A 20,979-nucleotide genomic window follows, 5' to 3' on the forward strand; every position below is an offset into this window, starting at 1 on the left:
AGACTTCCTCAGCCCGGTCCAGTTTGAAGAAGGCTTAAAGGGCTAAGCAAACCGTCCGGGGAATCGGGGGAAGCCCATGGAGGATGACCATGAAGAAACGGACAGTTCTTTTTGTAGTTTTGCTGAGCTTGGCCTTGGCGCGGTTGCCGCTCGCGGGCGCGACGATTCGAGGCGACCATGCCTATGCCGGGAAAGAGCCGGCCGGCTCGGCAATTACCCCTAGCCCGTCGTCTGCCGTGACGGCCGGATGCTGGTCTCTGTGCCAAGCCTCAGTGATTGGTGCGCGGCCAATTGCCCAAGCGCAGCCAATTGCGCGAAGTGGGATCCAAAGGCAGCGCCGGACGACGCCCCCAAAATAGGAAGCGGTTTGATTCGGCTTATTGCTTCGCGCAGGTCTGAAGGCCGAAGTACAGCGTCACGGCGCCGACGCCGATTGGCAGCGCGGCTCTGACGAGCAGCGGCAGCTTCAGCCAGGCGGCGAACCATGGATTGCTGGGGCGGAAAGACTCCGCAACGAGATAGAGCACCATGGCGGCGAAACTGATCAGACTCCAGTACGCGGCCGCCATCGATGGCGGCTTGCCCCGCCAGAGCCAAAGCAGGCCGATGACGCCCAACACGCCTGCTCCCCCGACAACGAGTACAGGAAACCATTTGAGCAGGCGCCCAGCCTTGGGCCTAGCGGTGGCGGAGACGTTGGTATACATATCTTTACATTTCCTATGGTAGCCAGAGTCCCTGAAATCTCCAAGGAATAAGTCCCGAAGCCAGCCCAATTTAGCCAGGTAGCCGTCGCCCGTTCGCGCTTTGTCGGTCATAAGAACTTGCCTGGTTGACCGTGCTGCGTCGCACAATTACAATCCCGCCGTCATCAACTTTCGGGGTTTCTTGTGGGTAATGGTTCCAGTGACAGTAGTCGGTTGAGTTTGCGCTCGGCTGCCTGATCGGACCCCGCACAGAAATCTTCTGCGCAGTGGCCTTTCAGGCCGCTTGCTCCTGATCCCGAGTCGTCGGGATTTCTCTCTTCCAAGCTGTTCTTCTAAGCATTGCCAAGCTGCTGGGTGGCTTGGCCTTCGCCTGGATGAATCACATCCCCGCGGTCTCTCCCTGTTCACCACAGGAGAAGGAACATGCGGTTCGTCTGCAAATTCGTACTGCTCTGGGCTTGCCTGCCCTACGCATGGGCGGCTGATGCCGGGCCCGATAACTGGCTGCGCCTGCCTGGGGGCGATTCGCCGTGGCGCCTTCATGGCGACGTAAACCTGATCGGTCAGTTTCACGATAGCTTTCCCAGTCTGTACGAAAGCACGCCCGACCAGGGCGGCAACAGCTTGCAATCGGCGCCCGAGCGTTCGCAGACCACCATGCTGGGGCTGAACATTGGCTATCGCAACTCCAGCAATACCGAGTTCTGGTACCGGGCCGAGGCGATTCGCGGCGTAGCGCTGAGCGATGCAGGAGGCTTGGCTGGCCTGACCAACAGCGACCTGCAGCGTGTGATCCAGCCTGATTTCATGTACTACACGGCCTTGGCATACGTGCGGCACCGGTTCGACCTGGGCGGTAGCTCTGCCGACCTGGAGGAGGACAACATGCACTTTGCCCAGGCAGCGAAGTCCCGGCGCTTTACCTTGACGGTCGGCAAACAAGACCTGCTGGGCATCTATGACTACAACAGCTACGCCCATAAGGGACCCAACGGTTTCCTGAACTGGTCCCTGATGACCAGCAGCGCGTTTGACTTCGCGGCCGATGCCCGGGGCTACACCTTCGGTATCACGGGCGAACTGGCATGGGACGACTACAGCATTCGATTCGGCCGCTACCTCATGCCCGTCTTGCCCAATCAACTGGATCTGGATTTCGAGGGCTGGTGGAAGAACCGTGTGGGCTACAACCTGGAATTGGAAAAGCGCTGGGCGACTGGCGCCGTCCGACTGGTCTGGTTCTCCAACCGCATGCGCCTGAGCACCTATGCCAGCACGGCCAATATCGCCAGCATCGACAGTGGCTTTGATGAGAACGGCGCCAATCCCCGGATCGACCGCACGAAAACCGGAGTGGGTTTCAACATCGAGCAGGTCTTGGCACCTGCGCTAAGCATCTTCGCGCGTGGCATGACGACGCACAGCGACGGCGAGACCATGGCCTTCACAGAAGCGGATTCGAGTCTAAGCGCTGGCGTCGTGGCCCAGGGGCAGGTTTGGGGGCGCCCGTTCGATGCGGCTGGACTGGGGTTTTCCAATCAGTATGCGAGCGCGGACCGGCAAGCGTATCTGGGGCGGGGTCTGTATGCCTTGTTTATTGGCGATGGCCCCAATCCCTACGGACCAGTTCGCTACGGTAATGAGCAGATCATCGAGGCGTATTACCTGATTGGTCTGAGCCAGCAGACCCACCTGACGCTGGATTGGCAGCGTATCACCAACCCGGCCTACAACCCGGACCGAGGTCCGGTGGATGTCTGGGGACTGCGCCTGCACATGGAATTTTAAGGAAGCCGCCGACAGACTGCGATTTCGTCAAATTCGCTAGGCATACTCGCTTTGCGACTGGATCTTGAATGGTTGAATTGACTCGCTGAAATGGCGAATCACCCCATACGTGAGGGCAAAAGAATGAACTTCAGTTTCTTGAAAGAATTTTTCGCCGGCTTTGTTCGGGCCAGGCATATGGGCAGGCACTTCCGCAGGCTCGCCTTGTTCGAAGGGCTTACGCAGACAGAAATCAGTCGAGATGTTCCGCCCGCGGTCACCAGGCTACTGATTGACTCGTCTCTTGCCGACTCCAGCGCCCTCTACAGAAAGTTCTCAAGTAACCCGGAAGGGTTGACAGATGCGCAAGCCGATGTCATTCGAGAAGAAGTCGGCTTCAACGAGGTAGACCATGAGAAGCCGCTGCCCTGGTGGGTGCACTTTTGGCATTGCTACAAGAACCCCTTCAATCTCCTTCTGACCCTGCTGGCCGGGGTGTCCTACGTTACGGAGGATCTGAAAGCGACGGTGGTGATCAGCGCAATGGTGGTCCTGTCCACCCTGCTGCGCTTTTGGCAGGAGGCGAAATCGAACAAGGCTGCGGACGCCTTGAAGGCCATGGTCAGCACAACGGCGACCGTGATTCGACGGGACATCTCTGCCGATGCCGCGTCTGATGCGGGGAGATATTTTGGTGTCCAGCTCCACGTCAAACCGGCGCACCGGGCCGAGCTACCGATCAAGCTGCTGGTGCCGGGCGACATCATCGTTCTATCGGCCGGTGACATGATTCCTGCCGACTGCCGTGTCCTGTCGGCGAAAGACCTCTTTGTTTCCCAGGCGGCCATGACGGGTGAGTCTATGCCGGTTGAGAAGTTCGGTCACTTGAGCGATGGAAACGACATCGGCGTCCTTGAGCTGGACAACATCCTGTTTATGGGGACTAACGTCGTTTCCGGCTCTGCCACCGCGATTGTGCTGAGTACGGGCGGGAGCACGTATTTCGGTGCGCTAGCGGGTCGTTTGACCACCACAGATCGTGCGCCAACGTCCTTTCAGGCCGGTGTCAACAAGGTTAGCTGGCTTCTGATTCGGTTTATGTTCGTCATGGCGCCGCTGGTTCTGCTGATCAATGGCGTCACCAAGCATGACTGGATGGAGGCGTTGCTGTTTGCGCTTTCGATAGCCGTTGGCCTCACTCCGGAAATGCTGCCGATGATTGTCACGTCGACGTTGGCAAAAGGGGCGGTACTGATGTCGCGCCGAAAAGTCATAGTCAAGCGCCTGGACGCCATCCAGAACTTTGGAGCCATGGATGTCCTGTGCACCGACAAAACAGGGACGCTGACGCAGGACAAGATCTTCCTGACCAGGCATGTCGACGTCTGGGGTGAGGAATCCGACGAAGTGTTGGAGATGGCGTATCTGAACAGCTACTACCAGACTGGATTGAAAAATCTCCTGGACGTTGCGGTCCTGGAGCATGTGGAAGTGCACCAGGAGCTCAATCCAGCCAGTAACTACCGCAAGGTAGACGAGATTCCTTTTGACTTTACACGCCGGCGCATGTCGGTGGTTGTGAGCGAACGCGAGGATCACCACGAGTTGATTTGTAAGGGAGCCGTGGAAGAGATCCTGGCGGTCTGTAGCCGAGTCCGGCATGGCGAAGTCCTGGAGCCGCTCAGCGAGCAGCTGTTGCGCAAGATCCGGGCCGTCACGGAGGACCTCAACGAAGAAGGGCTACGGGTGGTGGCGGTTGCCACCAAAGAAATTCCGCCAACGCAAGAGGTCTACGGTGTTGCTGATGAGCGCGACTTGACGTTGGTCGGCTACGTTGCCTTCCTTGATCCACCCAAGGAATCCACCGCGCCCGCGATCAAGGCGCTGGAAGAGCATGGTGTCGCTGTCAAGATTCTGACGGGTGACAACGAACTGGTGACAGCGAAGATCTGCCGCGAAGTCGGTTTGCAGCAGCATGGGGTATTGCGTGGCAGTGATGTCGAGCGCATGAGCGACCAGGAACTGGCCGTCGCTGTCGAGAAGAATAATGTCTTTGCAAAGCTGACGCCTTCGCAGAAGGAGCGCATTGTTCGCATGCTGAAGACCAACGGCCATGTCGTCGGCTTTATGGGGGATGGAATTAACGACGCCCCTGCCTTGCGAACGGCTGATATTGGAATTTCAGTCGACACCGCCGTCGATATCGCCAAAGAGGCTGCGGACATCATCCTGCTGGAGAAGAGCCTGATGGTTCTGGAAGAAGGGGTGGTCGAGGGGCGCCGAACCTTCGCCAATATGTTGAAGTACATCAAGATGACAGCCAGCTCAAACTTCGGGAATGTCTTCTCCGTCTTGGTAGCCAGCGCATTCATTCCATTCCTTCCCATGCTTCCCATGCATCTGCTGGTGCAGAACCTGCTCTATGACATCTCCCAAATTGCCATCCCGTTTGACCACGTAGACGAAGAGCTGGTGCAAAAGCCGCAGCGTTGGCAGCCCGACGACATTGGGCGCTTCATGGTGTTCTTTGGCCCTATCAGCTCGATCTTCGACATCACGACCTACGCCATGATGTGGTTTGTATTTGGCGCGAATAGTCCCGGAAGCCAGACCCTGTTTCAGTCGGGCTGGTTTGTAGTGGGTTTGCTGACTCAGACGCTGATCGTGCACATGATCCGTACACCCAAATTGCCGTTCATTCAAAGTCGGGCCGCCACGCCGCTTTTGCTGACGACGGGCATCATCATTGCCGTAGGGATCTTCTTGCCCATGGGGCCATTTGCAAACTATTTCAAACTGCAGGCGCTGCCGCCGCTGTACTTTGCGCTGTTGCCCCTGATCTTGCTGGCCTATATGGGCTTGACGCAAGCCATGAAAGGGATGTACGCCCGCCGCTACGGGTGGCAATAAGGAGATCGAAATGGAAGCAATTCACAACATCAACCTGAGTTCACTGCTTGACACGCTGGTTAGCTTGACTACTGCGTTCTTCTTGGGCGGATTAATCGGTCTGGAGCGTCAATACCGCCAGCGTACGGCTGGTTTAAGAACCAATGTGCTGGTCGCGGTGGGCTCTGCGGTCTTTGTAGATCTTGCCAATCGGCTAGATGGCCACGCCGGTGGGGTTCACGTGCTGGCGTATGTGGTTTCCGGGATCGGCTTCCTGGGAGCCGGAGTGATCATGCGCGAAGAAGGCAATGTGCGTGGCCTGAACACCGCAGCAACGCTTTGGGCCTCAGCTGCGGTCGGTGGGGCGGCGGGAGCTGATCTGATTCCAGAGGCCGTGGTGGCGACTTTGTTCGTGTTAGCGGCAAACACCCTGCTGCGCCCTATCGTTAATGCAATTAATCGCAAGCCGCTCGATGACGCGTCCGTGGAGGTCACGAATACGGTCTACGTGATCGCGGAGCGCAGCCATCAGAAGATTGTGATGTCGCAGCTTGAGGGAGAGTTGGAGCTTAGCAATCACCCGGTTAGAGACCTTGATCTGCATAGTTTCGGCCAGAACGAAGTCGAAATCGAGGCGACTCTTGCGGCTACGTCCGTAAATGGAGAAGAGCTGGATGCACTCGTAGACCGCCTTGCCACCTTACCAGGCATACGCCAAGCATTCTGGAGCGCGAGTACAACCGAGTAGTGGCCGACGTGCCCCCCAGCTTGCGGACCTACCTCCTCACGCGTCATTACAGGGGGAGGGAATTTTCTTGCAGCAAGGTCAGCAGCTATCAATAATTCTTCTTGCCGCGGTAGGCCCCCAATGTCGGCTGGACCGCGGAAACCGGTCGTTGCGTTGGCGATTCCGCTTGTTGCGAGATGACTGCTCTTGGTCTAAAACCGTTGGGCAACGACGCGGTCACCGACGGCAGCAACCGCTGCAGACCAGCCGTCGGCGGACGAGTACCTGCTTCAGGCTGGGAGCTGTCGTTGAAATCCAATAAACCAGCGACTGCAAACCACCTCATTTAAGCCATTGTCGGTAGGCATCCGTTCACTTTAGTCCCGCTCTTCTCGACCGACACCTCGCCCAATTCGCCCTGCTCGCTTGTCGGGCTCTACGCGCGGATCGCGATGACATTCCACGCAGTTCTCGAAGTTCTGTATACCTTCCTCGACATGCTCGGCTCGAATATTTGCCTGCGAATGCTCATGGCAGCCGTAACAGGTGTACTGGTTATAGTCGTTGTTCTTGTGGCAGGTATCGCAACTGGTTGCATGATCGCGATCTAGCACGAAGTACCTGTTGTGGTCGAACGTCGCCGGTTTCCAGGCCTCGGAATTGTGGCAGGACTTGCAGCTGCCCTTAATCTGTCGATGCAACCGGTCGGTCGGCGCGTTGTGGCAGCTATCGCATCGGTCCAGCTCAGCCTTGACCAGCAGAGCGTGGTCGAAGTGCGCCGGCGTCCAGGCCTTTCTCGCGTGACATCTCGAACATTCCACCTTCAACCCGCGATGCACCTTGTCCTTCGGTGACGCGTGACACGAAGAGCACGCATCCCGCACCGCCACCTTTAGCAGGCCATGTGAAAACGGTTTGCGGCTTCGCTTGGTGAGTTTCGGTCCCTGGTGGTCGCTGTGACAGGCTATGCAGTTCTGCTCGACCAGTTCCTGGTGGAACGACCCCTTAATGGTTCCCTTGGTAATCGGCACACCCTTTGTGGTTTTCAGTCCGACGTCCGCGATGGCGTGGCACTCGATGCATTGCCCCGATGAAGGACCGCGCCAGGCGGCATGGCAGGCGAAGCAATCGGACGCGAGTTTCTCGTGCCCCTTGACAAGTGGCCCGGGGCTCACCATGAGGTGGGGATAGACGAAGGCCAGCGCCACCAACACGAGCAGGTTGAGCGTGATGACGATGAAAAGAACTGGGCGCCTTTTCACTTCCAGCCCCAGAACAGAAAGATGGCGACGATATGCGCCGTGGCAAGAACTGAAAAGGCGAGTGTGATGGGGAAGTGCACCAAGCGCCATTGCTTGACCACGTCAAAGGTCAGGCTGTCCCAGTACAGGCGGTCTTCAAGTTCCTCCTCGCCGAGACCGCGCTCGCGCATACGTCGCCGGGCTTCCTCCATACGCCGGCGTGAGCGATCCAGCAGGAATTTACCCGTCAGACCGCTACCAACATTGATCAACATCGCCCAAACGGCGAGCCATCCGAGGATGGCGTTGAAATGGACGCCTGCGTGCACAAGGACCAGTAGCGATCCGAACCATGCCAGCAACTCGTGCCAGCGCAGCAGTTTGGCCGGGTGTCCACGGTGGATGACTTTGCGCTTGCGCAGCGAATAGACCGTGGAACCGATGATCAGCAGCGTACCGGGAATTCCGAGCCAGCGGCCGACCCACAGCAGATCAAAAAGGTGCAGCAGGCCGTCGATGGACAACGCCAAGAGTGTCAGCGCCGTAAAACTTCCCAGGAAGGGAAGAACCTCGCGGCTGAGGAGGCGGGCAGGCACTGGCATCAGGCCTCCAACACCAGTGTTGACGAGGGCCGGCCAACGCACAGCAGGCAATGGCCCGACGGAAAATCGTGGTCAGGAGCGTGTTCGTACTGCACGGTGCCTTCCAGCATCCGAGTCTCGCAACTGCCACAACTGCCTGAGCGGCACCCGGACTCGACAGTGATACCGTGCCGTTCCGCGAAGTCAAGCAGCGAAGCATCCCGTCCGTCCCAAGTCAGCGTGCGCCCGGAACGGTGGAACTTCACCTCGATGTCCATGGCAACGGGTTCACCAGATCCGGCTGCGCCAGGCAGCTTAACGGACGCAGGACCGAAGGCCTCGTAGTGGACGTCACTGACAGGTACACCCCACTCAGCCAGCGCTGGCACCAGGGTTTGCATCAAGGCGGGTGGACCGCAGACATAGAACTGGTGGCGTCCATGCGGCAATGTGCGGCGCAGCAGATCTAAGTCCACATGCCCTTGGTGCTGATAGTCGCGCCCTTGCAGGTCGGAATCGCAGGGACGGCTGTAGACAACGTTCAGTTTCAGTGCCGGGTGCGCCGCAGCCATCTCCTCGATCAACCGCTTGAAGGCATGCTCTCGGCTGTTGCGCAGCCCATAGTAGAGGTGCACCAGCCGTTGCGGCTGCTGGGCTATGCACCAGCGTAGCATGCTCATCATAGGTGTGATGCCGATGCCGCCGCCGACGAGCACTGCTGGCACGTTCGGATCAGGGTCGATGAAGAAGTGCCCGGCCGGGGCCTTGACGCGCAGGACATCGCCTACCTGAATGTGATCGTGGAAGTAGTTGGATGACAGGCCGGGCGGGAACTCGGGGGCGGATGCAGGCACTCGCTTTATCGTCACCCGGTAGTACGCAGGATCGGGTCGATCCGACAGTGAGTAGCAACGCGTGATCGGCTGCAAGGCGGCCACCCCATCCAAGGGACGAGATGCTACGTCGATTGCGAAAGTGAGGAACTGGCCTGGTTTGAAAGGAGGCAGCGGCCGGCCGTCCATAGGCTGCAGATAGAACGAACACTGTGACTGCGCCTCATCCTCGAACACACGCTGCGCGGCCCGGAAATCTCGCCAACCCGCCCACGCCGCCTCGGACTTGTGGGGAGCCATGGTCGGTGTCGCCGGCTTAGCGCTGGCATCGGTAGCACGCTGCCGCCAGACCGTCCAACCGATTCCCGCCGCCAGCTGCAGAAGCAGCGCGGTAGAAATCAAGGCGAAAAGTTCGGTGGCTGTCATGGATGCAGACTGTAGACTCGGCAATGCCCTTCAGGAAACATCGCCTGGTCCGATTCTAGGGAGAGGAAACATCGGATCCTTGACCTGCCTCAACTGAATCGACCTCTCTGACGGTAGGGTTGTGTGGCCGGTCCGGATTCAAGACTTCGAGATCGGTCAACGAGTCTTCTTTCATGTACGCGGCAATAGCGTCGCCATCACCGCACCGCCTCAGCGTTCGATTCGCGGCCGATTCCTGCCATGTCGCGTTCGACGCCCCGTGCGTAGTTTTTCGATCTATAGACCCAGGGCGGCGCAATCGCCGAAGGGGAATGGGGCGAACCCTGACCAGCTCCGCGCGAGGAAGCTGCCTTGTGCATTGACGCGCTGATCGACCCTTGGCTGAGCTTGAACACCGCCACGGTCTGCACCAGATCCTGCGCCTGCCCCTTCAGGCTAGAAGCAGCTGCGGCCATCTCCTCCACCAGTGCGGCATTCTGCTGCGTTGCTTGGTCCATGTTGCTTACCGCTTCGCCTACCTGGGCCACCCCTGCGCTCTGCTCGGCGCTAGCCGCGCTGATCTCGCCCATGATGTCGGTTACGCGACGAATTGAACCAACGACCTCCTGCATCGTTTGGCCGGCTTGATCCACGAGAACCGTACCCTGCTCAACGCGCTGCACGCTCGCTTCAATCAGCCCCTTAATTTCCTTGGCTGCTTCGGCACTACGCCCAGCAAGTGAGCGCACTTCGCCAGCCACCACTGCAAAGCCACGGCCCTGCTCGCCGGCCCGGGCAGCTTCCACCGCCGCGTTCAAGGCCAAGATGTTGGTCTGGAAGGCAATGCCATCGATCACGCTAATGATGTCGGCAATCTTTTTGCTGCTGTCGTTGATTTCTCTCATGGTGCCAACCACTTGGGCCACAACTTCACCGCCTTTCACAGCCACACCGGAAGCGCTTTGCGCCAGTTGATTGGCCTGCTTGGCATTGTCGGCGTTTTGCTTGACTGTCGAGTTAAGCTCTTCCATCGAGGCAGCGGTTTCTTCCAGTGCGCTGGCTTGGGACTCGGTGCGCGCCGATAGATCGGTGTTGCCCGAGGCAATCTCGGCGCTGGCGGTGGAGACTGATTCGGAGCCTTGGCGCACGCGAGAGACAACCTGAATCAAGCTGTCTTGCATGGTTTTCATGGCGCGCAGCAACTGGCCGGTTTCGTCACGACTGTCGGCTTGAATGCGAGAGGTGAGATCTCCTTGCGCCACCGTCTCGGCCACCTTGACCGCCTGTCCGATGGGCGCAACGATGGAGCGGGTAATCAGGATCGCCGCCAAAACGCCCAGAACGATGGCTACCAGACTCAAGCTAATAACCATAGCACGCGCAGTTTTGTACGCTTGCGATGCTGCCTCGGCTGCTTCCTCATTGAGCTTGTCCTCGAAGTCGGCCAGTTCACCCAATGCGTTCAACCATACGGCCTGCGCCGGGTATGCCTCTTTCATGAAGACATTGGTAGCTTCTTCCGACTTGTTGGCCAAGCCCAACTCGGCCACCTTGACCAACGGCGGATTGCCTTTGGCTTTCAGTTCCTTGATCTTGGCGAACAGTTCTTTTTCCTTGGGCGTGGTTCCGGACAAGGTGTCGAACATTTTGCCCAGTTTTTCCTCGGCGGCATCGTAGGCGGCACGCGCGGCGTCCAGGGACGTTTTCACTTTGGCCATTTCGGCTTCATCGGTCAGAAGCACCAGATCACGCACCGCCGAACCCACGCGATTGAGCTGAATGCGCATGGTGACGGCCAGCCGGGTTTCAGGGTTGTTGACCTGGGTGATCTCCTCCAGCGCGCCGTTGATGGCTGCCATGCGGGTCACACCCAATCCGGCCACGATGGCCAACAGCAAGAGAACGAAGCCAAACCCCAGACCAAGGCGGGCACCGATTTTGAGGTTCTTGATGAAGTTCATGTTGATGCTCCGCTTTAGTTCAGGTTGAATTTTTGACAAAGGGCTTGGGATTCAGCTTCTGCCGAGGCACGAAGCTCAGAGACCTGCTCGAATTGAATATCGCGCAACAGCAGGCCAGCTTGCGTGAATGCATCGCGCATTTGGTCCAACGCTGCAACAAGTCGCCAGGTGCGGCTTGCTTTCGGATCGGGCATTGCCTCCGCATTGCTTGCTTCCATTTTTCGCCCTATGTTAATGACGGATAACATATTGATTATGCTGGGAAATCTGCATAACCAAGCGCACAAAAATGGTTCAAAACAGGGCGCCAAATTACACCAACTTGGCACGCATTTGACATATTCCAAACCGGCCTGTTGTTGGGCTTCCGCTATCGCAAGGCGGAATCCCGATCCTGCGATCCCTTTTTGCCCCTCGAATCTTTGTTGTTGGGACGCAGTGCCTGAAGGTGGCTATGGAGCAGGTTGGCTTTCGAACTGAACGGCAGCTACGTGTGCGCGGTGGAAAACTGGCTCTCCCGGTTAGGACTAGACCTCTATGGTGGCGGAACCGACGGCTGATTCACCAGAAACGGACCGTCTGATCGGCAAAGGCGAGTACATCCGAATGACTGTTGTGAGGCCGAAACCGTGCCGTGACGGCGGGACCACGAACGGCAGCAACCGCTGCATAGCAGCATCTAAGTATGTTGGCCTGCTGACAGTACAGGAAGGTGTCCAACTATCTCTCGACGATGGCCTCCAAGTACTCCACAACCTCTCGTAGTCCGTCTGGATTGACTATGACCGCTGCGGGATTTCCGCCAACAGCTTCACTGCGGCCTCGGAGCCATTGCCTGCACATTTCCTGATCTCCACCGACCAGATGTTCAAGCGCGCGGAACATCCGTATCAGCATCTGGCATCGTAGGCCGGCGCCCGAATTCACCGGAATCATTTCTTGCCCGATCTTGAGATGCTCAATCGCGTGCTTTTCGACGCCAATTACCTGAGCCAGTTCATCATCGCTTAGTTGCAGAGCAGCGCCGGCTCGCAATGCCGCAACTGTCAGAACCTTGGCCTGGTCGGGCGTCATGAAGCTCAGGTCGCCCCATTCAGTCGAGCTGCCACTCCGCGCTTCCCAAGCTTCCGAACTTCAGCAATCGCCTTCAGCTGACTAGAGCGAGGCTTGGATTGACCCTTTTCCCAGTGATAGACCGTTTGCAGCGACACGCCCAGTAGCTTGCCCATTTCAGCGGCCGACAGATCGAGCTTCTTGCGCATGCTCGCGAATCCATCGGCACGAAAGCGCAAGGATGGACTGTCTTCCGCACCCTTGGCATCGTTGGCGGGCTTGCCTTTACGCAAATGGGCGATCAGGCGGTCCTGCTCGGCCAGGCGCCGCTTGAGAGCTGCAATATCGCTGCGGTACTGGGCTGATGCCTTCTTCAGGCTCTCCGTTTCGGCGCGGATCTCTTTGCGGGCCAGACGAGAAATTTCAGATTTCAGGAAGCTTGCGATGTTTGCCATGTAGATCCCAGCGGTTGGTTTTCTGGCAATCTTACAGAACGTCGTCTAGTTGACTACCTAGGCGTGCATGCGCCCACAGGACTATCCAGCTACGTCAAAATGGGAGGAGGGCAGCTCACCCAGGAGGCATGGTCAAGGCATCACCAGCCGGGCACTCCTTCGAAGATCTCTTCCCCTAGCCCGTTCTTGATCTGGCAATAGCGCAGACCGATAGCATCAAATCCAAGCCGGCTGCGGTGTCGGGCGTAATCAGCAGTCAGGTCATCATGGTGGTGGCCGTGAAAGCTCCTGATCACGCCCAATCGTCGTGCGAGATCATCCAGAACCTCAAATCCACGCGGATGGCAGCTGGGCGCCTCATGGGTTACCAGGATGTCTGCACGTTCAGCCGCCAGGCGGTCCAGATCGTCCGGGTAGATGGCAGCGAGATATTCCGGCGATGGGCGCTGACCTCCTCGAAACCGGAACACATCGGCGCTCATGGCGGCCTGCTGGGTGGCGAAGGCCGGTCTTGCCGGGGGCATCCAGATAGGCCGGAGAAAGTAACCTCCCAGACCCGCCACCCAAATGCCGGAGAGGTTCGCGACGAGGCCATGAAACACGATCGCATCGCCGGCGTCGTGAAGCATCTCCCAATGCTGGTGAGTATCCGCGTCGTGATTTCCGTGAATGAAGGCGATGCCCAGATGCGGATCAAACCGGCGTAGTGGTTCCAGGATCTCCCGGAAGGGCTTGTGGAAGATGTCGATGTCCCCGACAAACACGATCCAGCGTGGGCGCACTTGGGCTTGCAACAAGGTCTGGGCTAGGTATTTGAATTCCCCGTGCACATCCCCCACGAACCATATCCGACGTAATGCGTCGGCCCGATCTCGGTCGAATTCGGTGATACGAAGTTCGTCCATGTCCTGTTTCAACAATTTGTGGACACGATTCGTCATGTAAAGCGGGTTCAGGTGGTCTAGTTTGAAGCCAGCGCCCTCAGCTTGGCCTTCAACTCCAGCTGTGCTCGCTCCTCTCCAAGGCCATGAAGTCCATGGGTTAGAACCAGTTTGCTCCGTGCATCGGATGGCCAGCCCGTGGGATCGTCATCCAGGGCCGACCAGGAGGCCGGCTGGCGCAGTGCAACATCTCCCATCTCCTGCAGACCTCGTGGCATATCTCTGAGTCCTTCTCGAGCAATGCCGGTGTGATACGCCGCTCCGATCATCCATGGTCGAAGAGACGGGCCAAGCTTGCGGGCAGTTTCGCTGGTTTGGTAGGTCTGTACCCAGTTAGTGGAAAGCTCGATCTTGGCCTCAGGATGGAGTAGTCCCACCAGATATCGGCCATCAATCTTTCGAGCCATGAATTTGATTTGAGCTCCAGGAACCTTTGGCGCGGTACACCCACGAGGAAAGTCGACTGGAACGTCAGCCATGGCTTTTCTTCAGAGAATCTTCGGCCGCAGAGAGACTAAACCCTAATTGTTTTCAACGCGCTTAAAAGGTACTCGTCCCCATTCTGGTCACTTACCCCGATGATTCGCGTCACGATCTCGCGTTCCACGGTAATAGAAAGGATCTGTACAGCCTGAAAGAGTGACTCCTCTGGAATCGATATCTCGCGATCTCCTTTCGGAGATGTAAGAAGCATGAGGTACTTCAGAATGAGATACACCGCTACGCTCAGGCTGCTCGAGGCTTCGGCGTCCTGTTTCACCATCAATTCGACACGACGAAGATCCAACGCAAGGGACAGCAAGATCGACTCGCTTAACTTTGAAGGAAGAAGCTCTTCTAAGGGCCTGCTCTCAGCAAATCTACTAAGCGACGCCAGCTCGGTTGTTGATTTTGGTCTCAATGTCTGCAGCATCCGAACCCCATAATATGAAAAATGATACTTATAGTCCGTAGACTCAAAGTCGTCAATGCAGAGATGCTACCGGACACATGTCTAGTAGTACGAAGATTCACATCTCTGCGCGTGGGCGACTCGCTATGCAGATGCGTGTCGTTCGGCTGAGTGCTGGTCTTTCGCAAGAAGCCTTGGCCCACCTTGCCGGCCTCGACAGAACTTACATAGGTGGGATTGAGAGGTCGGAACGCAACGTCTCCATCGACAACATCGAAAAGATCGCCAATGCATTAAAGGTTGACGTGGCGTTGTTGCTGTCACCACCGTAAACAGTCGGTTGAAGAGGTTGACGTCAAGCATTAATGATTCTCTCCCGCGTCAACTTGTTGAGCTCTGCTGCAAAATCAAGCAATCCCGGCTCCACTTCGCGACCTTAAAGGTTGGTTTGACTACCCATTGGCATGGACATTGACCGCCATAAATCCGCAGAAAATTGATAGCCCCATGGACATTACGGCACCTTCCTAACTATTTGTTTTTAAACATCTTTCTAATTGTCCACAGCTTACAAACACGCAGGTAAGGAGGTGCCGGCGGCATCGTCTTCTACGCGAATTACCTGAAATTCTTCGAGCGGGCCCGCACCGAATGGCTGCGCTCCCTGGGCATCGGCCAGCAGGCCCTGCGCGAGTCCACGGGCGGCATGTTCGTGGTCAGCGAAACGGCCATCAAATACCATCGCCCGGCCCGCCTGGACGATGAACTATTGGTTACAGCTCGCCTCCAGGAGAGCGGTCGTGCTTCCCTCACAATCGCGCAGCAGGCGTGGCGCAAGGCAGCAGGCGCCCCAGAACTGTTGTGCGAGGGCATCATCCGCATCGGATGGGTCAGCGCGGTGACCATGAAACCTGAAAGAATTCCAATCAACGTAATGGAAACCCTCCAATGAGCCAAGATCTTTCCATCATCCAGCTGGTCCTGCACGCGAGCTGGGTCGTGCAGGCCGTGATGTTGCTGCTGGTGCTGGTATCCATCACCAGCTGGGCCGCCATCTTCAGCAAGCTCTTCTCGCTGCGGCGTGTGCGCGAACTCAACGAGAAATTCGAACGCGACTTCTGGTCCGGCGCCAATCTCAACACCTTGTACGCCACGGCAGCCCAGAAGGGCCACGCCAGCGGCCCCATGGAACGCATCTTCGTGAGCGGCCTGCGCGAATACCAGAAGCTGCGCGAGCGCCGCATCACCGACGCCGGCACCCTGCTGGATGGTGCGCGCCGCGCGATGCGGGCCAACTTCCAGCGCGAGATGGACGTGGTGGAGACCAATCTCTCCTTCCTGGCCTCGGTCGGCTCGGTCTCCCCCTATGTGGGCCTGTTCGGCACCGTCTGGGGCATCATGCACGCCTTCACGGGCCTGGCTTCGCTGCAGCAGGTGACCCTGGCCACCGTGGCGCCCGGCATCGCCGAGGCCCTGGTGGCCACGGCCATCGGCCTGTTCGCGGCCATTCCTGCCGTGGTGGCCTACAACCGATTCGCGCGCGAGATCGACCGCGTGGCCATCATGCTGGAGACCTTCATCGAGGAGTTCTCCAACATCCTGCAACGCAACGTCGGTGCCCAGCCCGCGGCCGCACAGGCTTCGACTTACTAAGGACCGCACCATGCCCACCCTGGTCAGTCGCGGGCGCGGACGGCGCACCATCAACGAGATCAACATGGTGCCCTTCATCGACGTGATGTTGGTGCTGCTCATCATCTTCATGGTCACGGCCCCGCTCATCACCCCCAGCGTGGTGGACCTGCCCAGCGTGGGCAAGGCTGCGCGCAAGCCCGACCAGGTGATCGAGATCGTCGTCGGCAAGGACGAAGGCCTCACGCTCAGGGCGCAGGACAGCAGTTCGCGCATCAAACTGGGCGAGCTCGCCGTCAACGTCAAGCGCCTCCAATCCGCTGCCGGCAAGGACGCCAGCAGCGCCGTGGTCATCAGTGCCGACAAGAGCGTCAAGTACGAGACCGTGGTCCGGGTCATGGACACGCTGCAACGCGCCGGTGTGCAACGCGTGGGCCTGTCGGTTCAGATGGTGAATTGATTTCCAGGCCATGCACGCTGCCAGCCGTTTTGAATACGACAGCCTCCAGCCCCGCCAGGGCCTGTTGCGGGCCTACGGCCTGGCCCTCCTCATCCACGGCCTGCTGCTGGCCGCGCTGACCTGGGGCGTGAACTGGCGCCGCAGCGACACCAGCCTTGCGGTCGAGGCCGAACTCTGGTCGGCGGTCCCACAGCAGGCAGCCCCGCCCCTGGTCGAACCCGAGCCCGAACCGGCCCCTGAACCCGCGCCCCCGCCGCCACCCAAGGTCGAGGAACCCCGCCAGAGCGAAGCCGACATCGCCCTGGCGCGCGAGAAGGAGCGCCAGGCCAGGGAGAAACTGGAGCAGGCGCGGCTGGAGAAAGAGAAGCTCGCGCGCGAAAAGGAACGCGAGCGACAGGAGCGCGAGAAGAAGCTGGCCGAGGAAAAGAAAAAGAAGGAACTCGAAGCCAAACGCAAGGAAGAGGCGGAAGCCAAGCAGCGCGAAAAAGATCGCCAGGAGAACCTCAAGCGCATGGCCGGCCTGGCTGGCGCAACGGGTTCGCCCACCGCCACGGGCAACGCCCAGAAATCCGCCGGCGGCATCTCGTCCAGCTACGCCGGCCGCATCCGTGCACGCATCAAGCCCAACATCGTCTTCCCTGATGAACTGGCCACCAATCCGAGCGCCGAGGTGGAGGTGCGCACCTCGCCCGACGGCACCATCGTCGGGCGCAAGCTGCTCAAGAGCAGCGGGGTGCCCGGCTGGGACGAGGCCGTGCTCAAGGCCATCGACAAGACCGACACGCTGCCGCGCAACGAAGAGGGCGTGGTGCCCTCACCCATGACCATCGTGTTCCGTCCCAAGGACTGAACGTCATAAAAAAACGCCCCGCAGTCTGCCGGGGCGCCCTAGCCGTCGATTGAAGACGGCACGAGTGACACTCAATCGGTCCTGTTCAATCCACGGTCTCCAGCGCCAGCGCTGCCGTGGCGGTGTTGGAAATCGGGATGTGGTAGTTGCCCGTCACGCGACGCACGCTGGAGCCGCCCGCAGCGGCCAGGGCCCCGCGCATGGCCAGCCACATCAGCAGCTCCACCCCCTGGGTCCCGGTCTTCTCCACCAGTTCGTGTATGGTGAATTGCGTGGCCCACTCGGGGTTGGAGACCAGGCTGTCCAGGAACTGCAGGTCGAAGGCCTTGTTGATGAAACCGGCACGCTCGCCGTCGAGCTGGTGGCTCAGGCCGCCGGAGGCGATCACCGCCACCTTCTTGCTGCTGTCCCAGGACTTGATGGCTTCGCCCACGGCCTTGCCCAGGGCATAGGTCCGCTTCGCGCTCGGCAGGGGAAACTGCACGGTGTTGATGCAGACCGGCACCACCGTCACCGGGCAATCGCCCTCGGGCCAGAACAGCTTGAGCGGCAGGGTGCAGGCGTGGTCCACCAGCATCTCCTGGCAGGTCACCACGTCGAACTCCTTCTCGACCAGGGTGTTGATGAGGTGCCAGGACAGGTCCAGCTCGCCCTTGAAGGGCGGCAGGGTGGGGATGCCCCAGCCTTCGTCGGCATTGTTGTACTCGGGGGCGGCGCCCACGGCGAAGGTCGGCATCTTGTCGAGGAAGAAGTTCAGGCCGTGGTCGTTGTAGAACATCACCACCACGTCGGGCTTGTTCTTTGCCAGCCACTCGCGAATGGGCGGGAAGCCGTCGAAGAAAGGCTTCCAGTAGGGCTCTTGCTGCAGGCCCTTGTGGATCGCGCCGCCGATGGCGGGAATGTGCGAGGTACCGAGGCCGCCGATGAGTTTTGCCATGTCTGTTTCTCCTGAGGTGTTTATTGGCCGGCCGCGACCAGCTTGGCCCGGAAGGCTTCTTTGGTCATCCCGGTCTGCTGCGCGCCGATGTCCTGCATATCCAGCTTGAAGATCCCGGCGAACTTGGCCAGGTAGTAGGCGTTGCCGCCGGCCGCGATCAGCTGCAGCACGTTGCGCGCGCGGATGGCGGCGGCCTGCTGCTCGTTCAGCCCGTACTTGCGCATATAGCCCTCTTCATCGGCCACAAAGGCCTTGCGGTTCTCTTCCGAGTTGAAGGAAAAGCACATCTTGTTGAGCGCGTAGCCCTTGCGGGCTTGATTCGCGTCAAACAGGGTGGTGCCGGGAATCGGCTTTTCGGCGCTGCAGGTGCTCATTTCGGTCTCCGTGGTTGACTGGGGTCAAAAGGGGTGTGAAAGCGAGTATTCCTAAGGCATTGACCAAAATAAATACATGAATCAAGATATGACTCATGAGCAAATTCGATCATTTGGACCTGGATGGCCATTTGCTGCAGCTTCTGCTGGCCGTGGTGGAGGCCGGCTCGGTCACCGGGGCCGCCCAGCGCCTGGGGGTGACCCAGTCCGCCGTCAGCCACCTGCTGGACAAGCTGCGCGCCATCACGGGTGACCCGCTCTTCGTCAAAAGCGGGCGCGGCATCGTGGCCACGGCCCGGGCCGAGGAACTGGCGGCCGAAGCCCGCGCCCTGCTGCGCCAGTTGCAGCACTTCGCCCACAGCGAAGACTTCGACCCCGCCCGCTGGCAAGCCACCTACACCATCGCCGCCAACGACTTCCAGCGTGACTTGCTGTTGCCCGCCCTGGCCGCGCGCCTGAGGCTCAGCGCGCCCGGTGTGGCGCTGCGCATCATCCCCTCGGCCATCCCACGCCTGGACATGCTGCGCAACGATGAATGCCAGCTCGTCATCAGCCCGCGCCCGCCCGAGGGCAGCGACATCGTGCAGAAGCGCCTGTTCGAAGACCAGTACCGCGTCTTCTACGACCCCGCCGTGCGCGCCGCCCCGCGCGACGAAGCGGAATACCTGGCCGCCGACCACGCCACCGTGGTCTACGAACCCCGCCGCAGCCTGGACCTGGACCAGCTCCTGGCGGCCAAGGGTTTGCACCGTCGTTTCACGGTCATGGCGCCCTCCTTCAGCGCCCTGCCCCCTTTCCTGCGCGGCACGCCGCTGCTGGCCACCGTGCCCGGCCTGCTGGCGCGCCAGACCTTCACCGGCCTGGCCAGCTGCACGCCGCCCGTGAGCTGCCCCAGCAACCCCATGTACGCGATCTGGCACGCACGCTACCAGCAGGACGCCGCACACCGCTGGCTGCGCGCGCAGCTGGACGCCGTGGTGGCACCGGCCCTGGCCCACTAGGGACTGCACGAGCAGGCCCTAAGATGGCGGGCATGAACGCACCCATCCTCATCATCGGCGCCGGCCAGGCCGCCATCATGGCCGCCGAAGCCCTGCGCAGCGGCGGCTACACCGGCCCCCTCACCCTCCTCGGCGACGAGCCCCACGCCCCCTACCACCGTCCCCCGCTCTCCAAGGCCTACCTGGCCGGCGAGATGGACGCCGCACGCCTGCCCATGCGCACACCCGAGATGCTGGCGGGCAAAAACATCGAGCTGCGCACCGGCACCAAAGCCACCGCCATCAACCGCCCCGCGAAAACCGTGACGCTGGCCGACGGCAGCACCCTGCCCTATGGCGGCCTGCTGCTGGCCACCGGCGCCACACCGCGCACGCTGCCGCTGCCGGGCGCCAATGCGCAGGGCGTGCTGGCCCTGCGCACACGTGATGATGCCGACGCCATCGCCCAACGCATGGCCCTGTGCCTTGAGAAGAACCTGCCCCTGGTCGTCATCGGCGGTGGTGTCATCGGCCTCGAAGTGGCCGCCACCGCACGCAAGAAGGGCCTGGCCGTCACCGTGCTGGAAGCCGCGCCGCGCCTGCTGGCCCGCATGCTGCTGCCCCAGCTCTCGGACTGGTACGCCGAACTGCACCGCAGCCACGGCGTGCAACTGCTGCTGGGCGCGCAGATCGCAGCCATCGAACACGACGCCGACAACTACGTGACCGGTGTGCGACTGAATGACGGCACCGTGCACCCCGCCGGCCTGGTGCTGGTGGGCATCGGCGTGAACCCCAATGAAGAACTGGCCCGTGCCGCCGGGCTGGAGTGCGAGCGCGGCATCGTGGTCGACGCCTGCGGCCGCACCAGCGACCCCAGCATCGTGGCCGCCGGCGACTGCACCGCACGCCGCCTGCCCGACGGCAGCCTCATCCGCCTGGAGTCCGTGCAGAACGCCACCGAGCTGGGCAAAAGCGCCGCTGCCGCCCTGCTGGGCCAGGAACGCCCCTTCACCGCCACGCCCTGGTTCTGGAGCGATCAGTACGACAAGAAACTGCAGATGGCGGGCCTGTCCGCTGGCGCGGACCAGCAGGTGCTGCGTGGTGACATGGCCAGCGGCGCCTTTGCCCTCTTCCACTACAAAGGCGGCAAGCTGATCGCCATCGACAACGTCAACAGCCCCAAGGAGCATCTGCTGGTGCGCAAGCTCATGGACCTGGGCATCTCGCCGACACCAGCGCAGGCAGGGGATGCGGGATTTGATCTGAACGCGCTGGTGCCGAAATAAGGCGC

23 protein-coding genes are annotated in these 20,979 nt (G+C 59.9%); 10 read left to right on the top strand and 13 right to left on the bottom strand.

Annotated features, from left to right (window positions below; all coding sequences use genetic code 11):
* Positions 1–377: 377 nt before the first annotated feature.
* On the bottom strand, positions 378–707 hold the full coding sequence (locus AC1RRP_RS00005) for a hypothetical protein (protein WP_157077155.1): 330 nt from the start codon (positions 705–707) through the stop codon (positions 378–380).
* A gap of 423 nt (positions 708–1,130) precedes the next feature.
* On the opposite strand from AC1RRP_RS00005, the gene AC1RRP_RS00010 reads away from it, so the two are divergent.
* From AC1RRP_RS00010 to AC1RRP_RS00020, 3 genes are all read left to right on the top strand, one after another.
* Positions 1,131–2,495, top strand: a complete 1,365-nt coding sequence (locus AC1RRP_RS00010; protein ID WP_066709746.1) for a carbohydrate porin — start codon at positions 1,131–1,133, stop codon at positions 2,493–2,495.
* A gap of 123 nt (positions 2,496–2,618) precedes the next feature.
* Complete coding sequence (gene mgtA, locus AC1RRP_RS00015) at positions 2,619–5,384, top strand: magnesium-translocating P-type ATPase (RefSeq protein ID WP_493032016.1); 2,766 nt, start codon at positions 2,619–2,621, stop codon at positions 5,382–5,384.
* 10 nt (positions 5,385–5,394) lie between these two features.
* Positions 5,395–6,111 carry an MgtC/SapB family protein gene (locus tag AC1RRP_RS00020; protein WP_493032018.1) on the top strand — a complete coding sequence of 239 codons (717 nt, stop codon included), beginning with the start codon at positions 5,395–5,397 and terminating at the stop codon, positions 6,109–6,111.
* 356 nt (positions 6,112–6,467) lie between these two features.
* Here the strand turns inward: AC1RRP_RS00020 and AC1RRP_RS00025 are convergent, their stop codons facing one another.
* From AC1RRP_RS00025 to AC1RRP_RS00070, 10 genes are all read right to left on the bottom strand, one after another.
* The gene (locus AC1RRP_RS00025; RefSeq protein WP_493032020.1) at positions 6,468–7,352 is read right to left on the bottom strand and encodes a cytochrome c3 family protein; all 885 of its coding nucleotides are present in this window, start codon (positions 7,350–7,352) and stop codon (positions 6,468–6,470) included.
* A complete protein-coding gene (locus AC1RRP_RS00030; RefSeq protein ID WP_493032022.1) occupies positions 7,349–7,933 on the bottom strand; it encodes a hypothetical protein in 585 nt (194 codons plus the stop codon). The genes AC1RRP_RS00025 and AC1RRP_RS00030 overlap by 4 nt, the downstream gene beginning before the upstream one ends.
* The gene (locus AC1RRP_RS00035; RefSeq protein ID WP_493032024.1) at positions 7,933–9,171 is read right to left on the bottom strand and encodes a 2Fe-2S iron-sulfur cluster-binding protein; all 1,239 of its coding nucleotides are present in this window, start codon (positions 9,169–9,171) and stop codon (positions 7,933–7,935) included. Before AC1RRP_RS00035 ends, AC1RRP_RS00030 begins: the two co-directional genes overlap by 1 nt.
* A 197-nt stretch (positions 9,172–9,368) precedes the next feature.
* The gene (locus AC1RRP_RS00040) at positions 9,369–11,111 is read right to left on the bottom strand and encodes a methyl-accepting chemotaxis protein (RefSeq protein WP_493032026.1); all 1,743 of its coding nucleotides are present in this window, start codon (positions 11,109–11,111) and stop codon (positions 9,369–9,371) included.
* Positions 11,112–11,125: 14 nt separating this feature from the next.
* A complete protein-coding gene (locus AC1RRP_RS00045; RefSeq protein ID WP_493032028.1) occupies positions 11,126–11,359 on the bottom strand; it encodes a hypothetical protein in 234 nt (77 codons plus the stop codon).
* Between the two features lie 472 nt (positions 11,360–11,831).
* Entirely contained in the window at positions 11,832–12,185 is a 354-nt protein-coding gene (locus AC1RRP_RS00050) for an antitoxin Xre/MbcA/ParS toxin-binding domain-containing protein (protein ID WP_493032030.1), read from the bottom strand.
* Positions 12,186–12,190: 5 nt separating this feature from the next.
* Entirely contained in the window at positions 12,191–12,619 is a 429-nt protein-coding gene (locus tag AC1RRP_RS00055; protein WP_493032032.1) for a helix-turn-helix domain-containing protein, read from the bottom strand.
* A gap of 140 nt (positions 12,620–12,759) precedes the next feature.
* Complete coding sequence (locus tag AC1RRP_RS00060; protein ID WP_493032034.1) at positions 12,760–13,524, bottom strand: metallophosphoesterase family protein; 765 nt, start codon at positions 13,522–13,524, stop codon at positions 12,760–12,762.
* Positions 13,525–13,580: 56 nt separating this feature from the next.
* Positions 13,581–13,967, bottom strand: coding sequence for an HAD domain-containing protein (locus AC1RRP_RS00065; protein WP_493032036.1), 387 nt, complete (start codon positions 13,965–13,967; stop codon positions 13,581–13,583).
* A gap of 107 nt (positions 13,968–14,074) precedes the next feature.
* The gene (locus AC1RRP_RS00070) at positions 14,075–14,473 is read right to left on the bottom strand and encodes a hypothetical protein (RefSeq protein WP_493032038.1); all 399 of its coding nucleotides are present in this window, start codon (positions 14,471–14,473) and stop codon (positions 14,075–14,077) included.
* A gap of 125 nt (positions 14,474–14,598) precedes the next feature.
* On the opposite strand from AC1RRP_RS00070, the gene AC1RRP_RS00075 reads away from it, so the two are divergent.
* The 5 genes from AC1RRP_RS00075 to tolA all read left to right on the top strand — a co-directional run bounded on the left by AC1RRP_RS00075 (position 14,599) and on the right by tolA (position 17,394).
* Complete coding sequence (locus AC1RRP_RS00075) at positions 14,599–14,784, top strand: helix-turn-helix domain-containing protein (protein WP_493032040.1); 186 nt, start codon at positions 14,599–14,601, stop codon at positions 14,782–14,784.
* Between the two features lie 269 nt (positions 14,785–15,053).
* Complete coding sequence (locus AC1RRP_RS00080; RefSeq protein ID WP_493033404.1) at positions 15,054–15,404, top strand: YbgC/FadM family acyl-CoA thioesterase; 351 nt, start codon at positions 15,054–15,056, stop codon at positions 15,402–15,404.
* Complete coding sequence (gene tolQ, locus AC1RRP_RS00085; protein ID WP_493032042.1) at positions 15,401–16,105, top strand: protein TolQ; 705 nt, start codon at positions 15,401–15,403, stop codon at positions 16,103–16,105. Before AC1RRP_RS00080 ends, tolQ begins: the two co-directional genes overlap by 4 nt.
* Positions 16,106–16,115: 10 nt before the next feature.
* Positions 16,116–16,544, top strand: coding sequence for a biopolymer transporter ExbD (locus AC1RRP_RS00090; protein WP_493032044.1), 429 nt, complete (start codon positions 16,116–16,118; stop codon positions 16,542–16,544).
* Positions 16,545–16,554: 10 nt separating this feature from the next.
* On the top strand, positions 16,555–17,394 hold the full coding sequence (tolA, locus tag AC1RRP_RS00095) for a cell envelope integrity protein TolA (protein WP_493032046.1): 840 nt from the start codon (positions 16,555–16,557) through the stop codon (positions 17,392–17,394).
* Positions 17,395–17,479: 85 nt separating this feature from the next.
* Here the strand turns inward: tolA and AC1RRP_RS00100 are convergent, their stop codons facing one another.
* Entirely contained in the window at positions 17,480–18,331 is an 852-nt protein-coding gene (locus tag AC1RRP_RS00100; protein ID WP_493032048.1) for a class III extradiol dioxygenase family protein, read from the bottom strand.
* A gap of 20 nt (positions 18,332–18,351) precedes the next feature.
* On the bottom strand, positions 18,352–18,705 hold the full coding sequence (locus AC1RRP_RS00105; protein WP_493032050.1) for a protocatechuate 4,5-dioxygenase subunit alpha: 354 nt from the start codon (positions 18,703–18,705) through the stop codon (positions 18,352–18,354).
* Positions 18,706–18,800: 95 nt separating this feature from the next.
* Here AC1RRP_RS00105 and AC1RRP_RS00110 point away from each other — a divergent pair, with 95 nt between their 5' ends.
* Together AC1RRP_RS00110 and AC1RRP_RS00115 are read left to right on the top strand one after the other, a co-directional pair.
* A complete protein-coding gene (locus AC1RRP_RS00110) occupies positions 18,801–19,706 on the top strand; it encodes a LysR family transcriptional regulator (RefSeq protein WP_493032052.1) in 906 nt (301 codons plus the stop codon).
* 32 nt (positions 19,707–19,738) lie between these two features.
* Entirely contained in the window at positions 19,739–20,974 is a 1,236-nt protein-coding gene (locus tag AC1RRP_RS00115; RefSeq protein WP_493032054.1) for an NAD(P)/FAD-dependent oxidoreductase, read from the top strand.
* Positions 20,975–20,979 lie beyond the last annotated feature (5 nt).

Source organism: Hylemonella sp. GW821-FHT12C09, assembly GCF_058807395.1.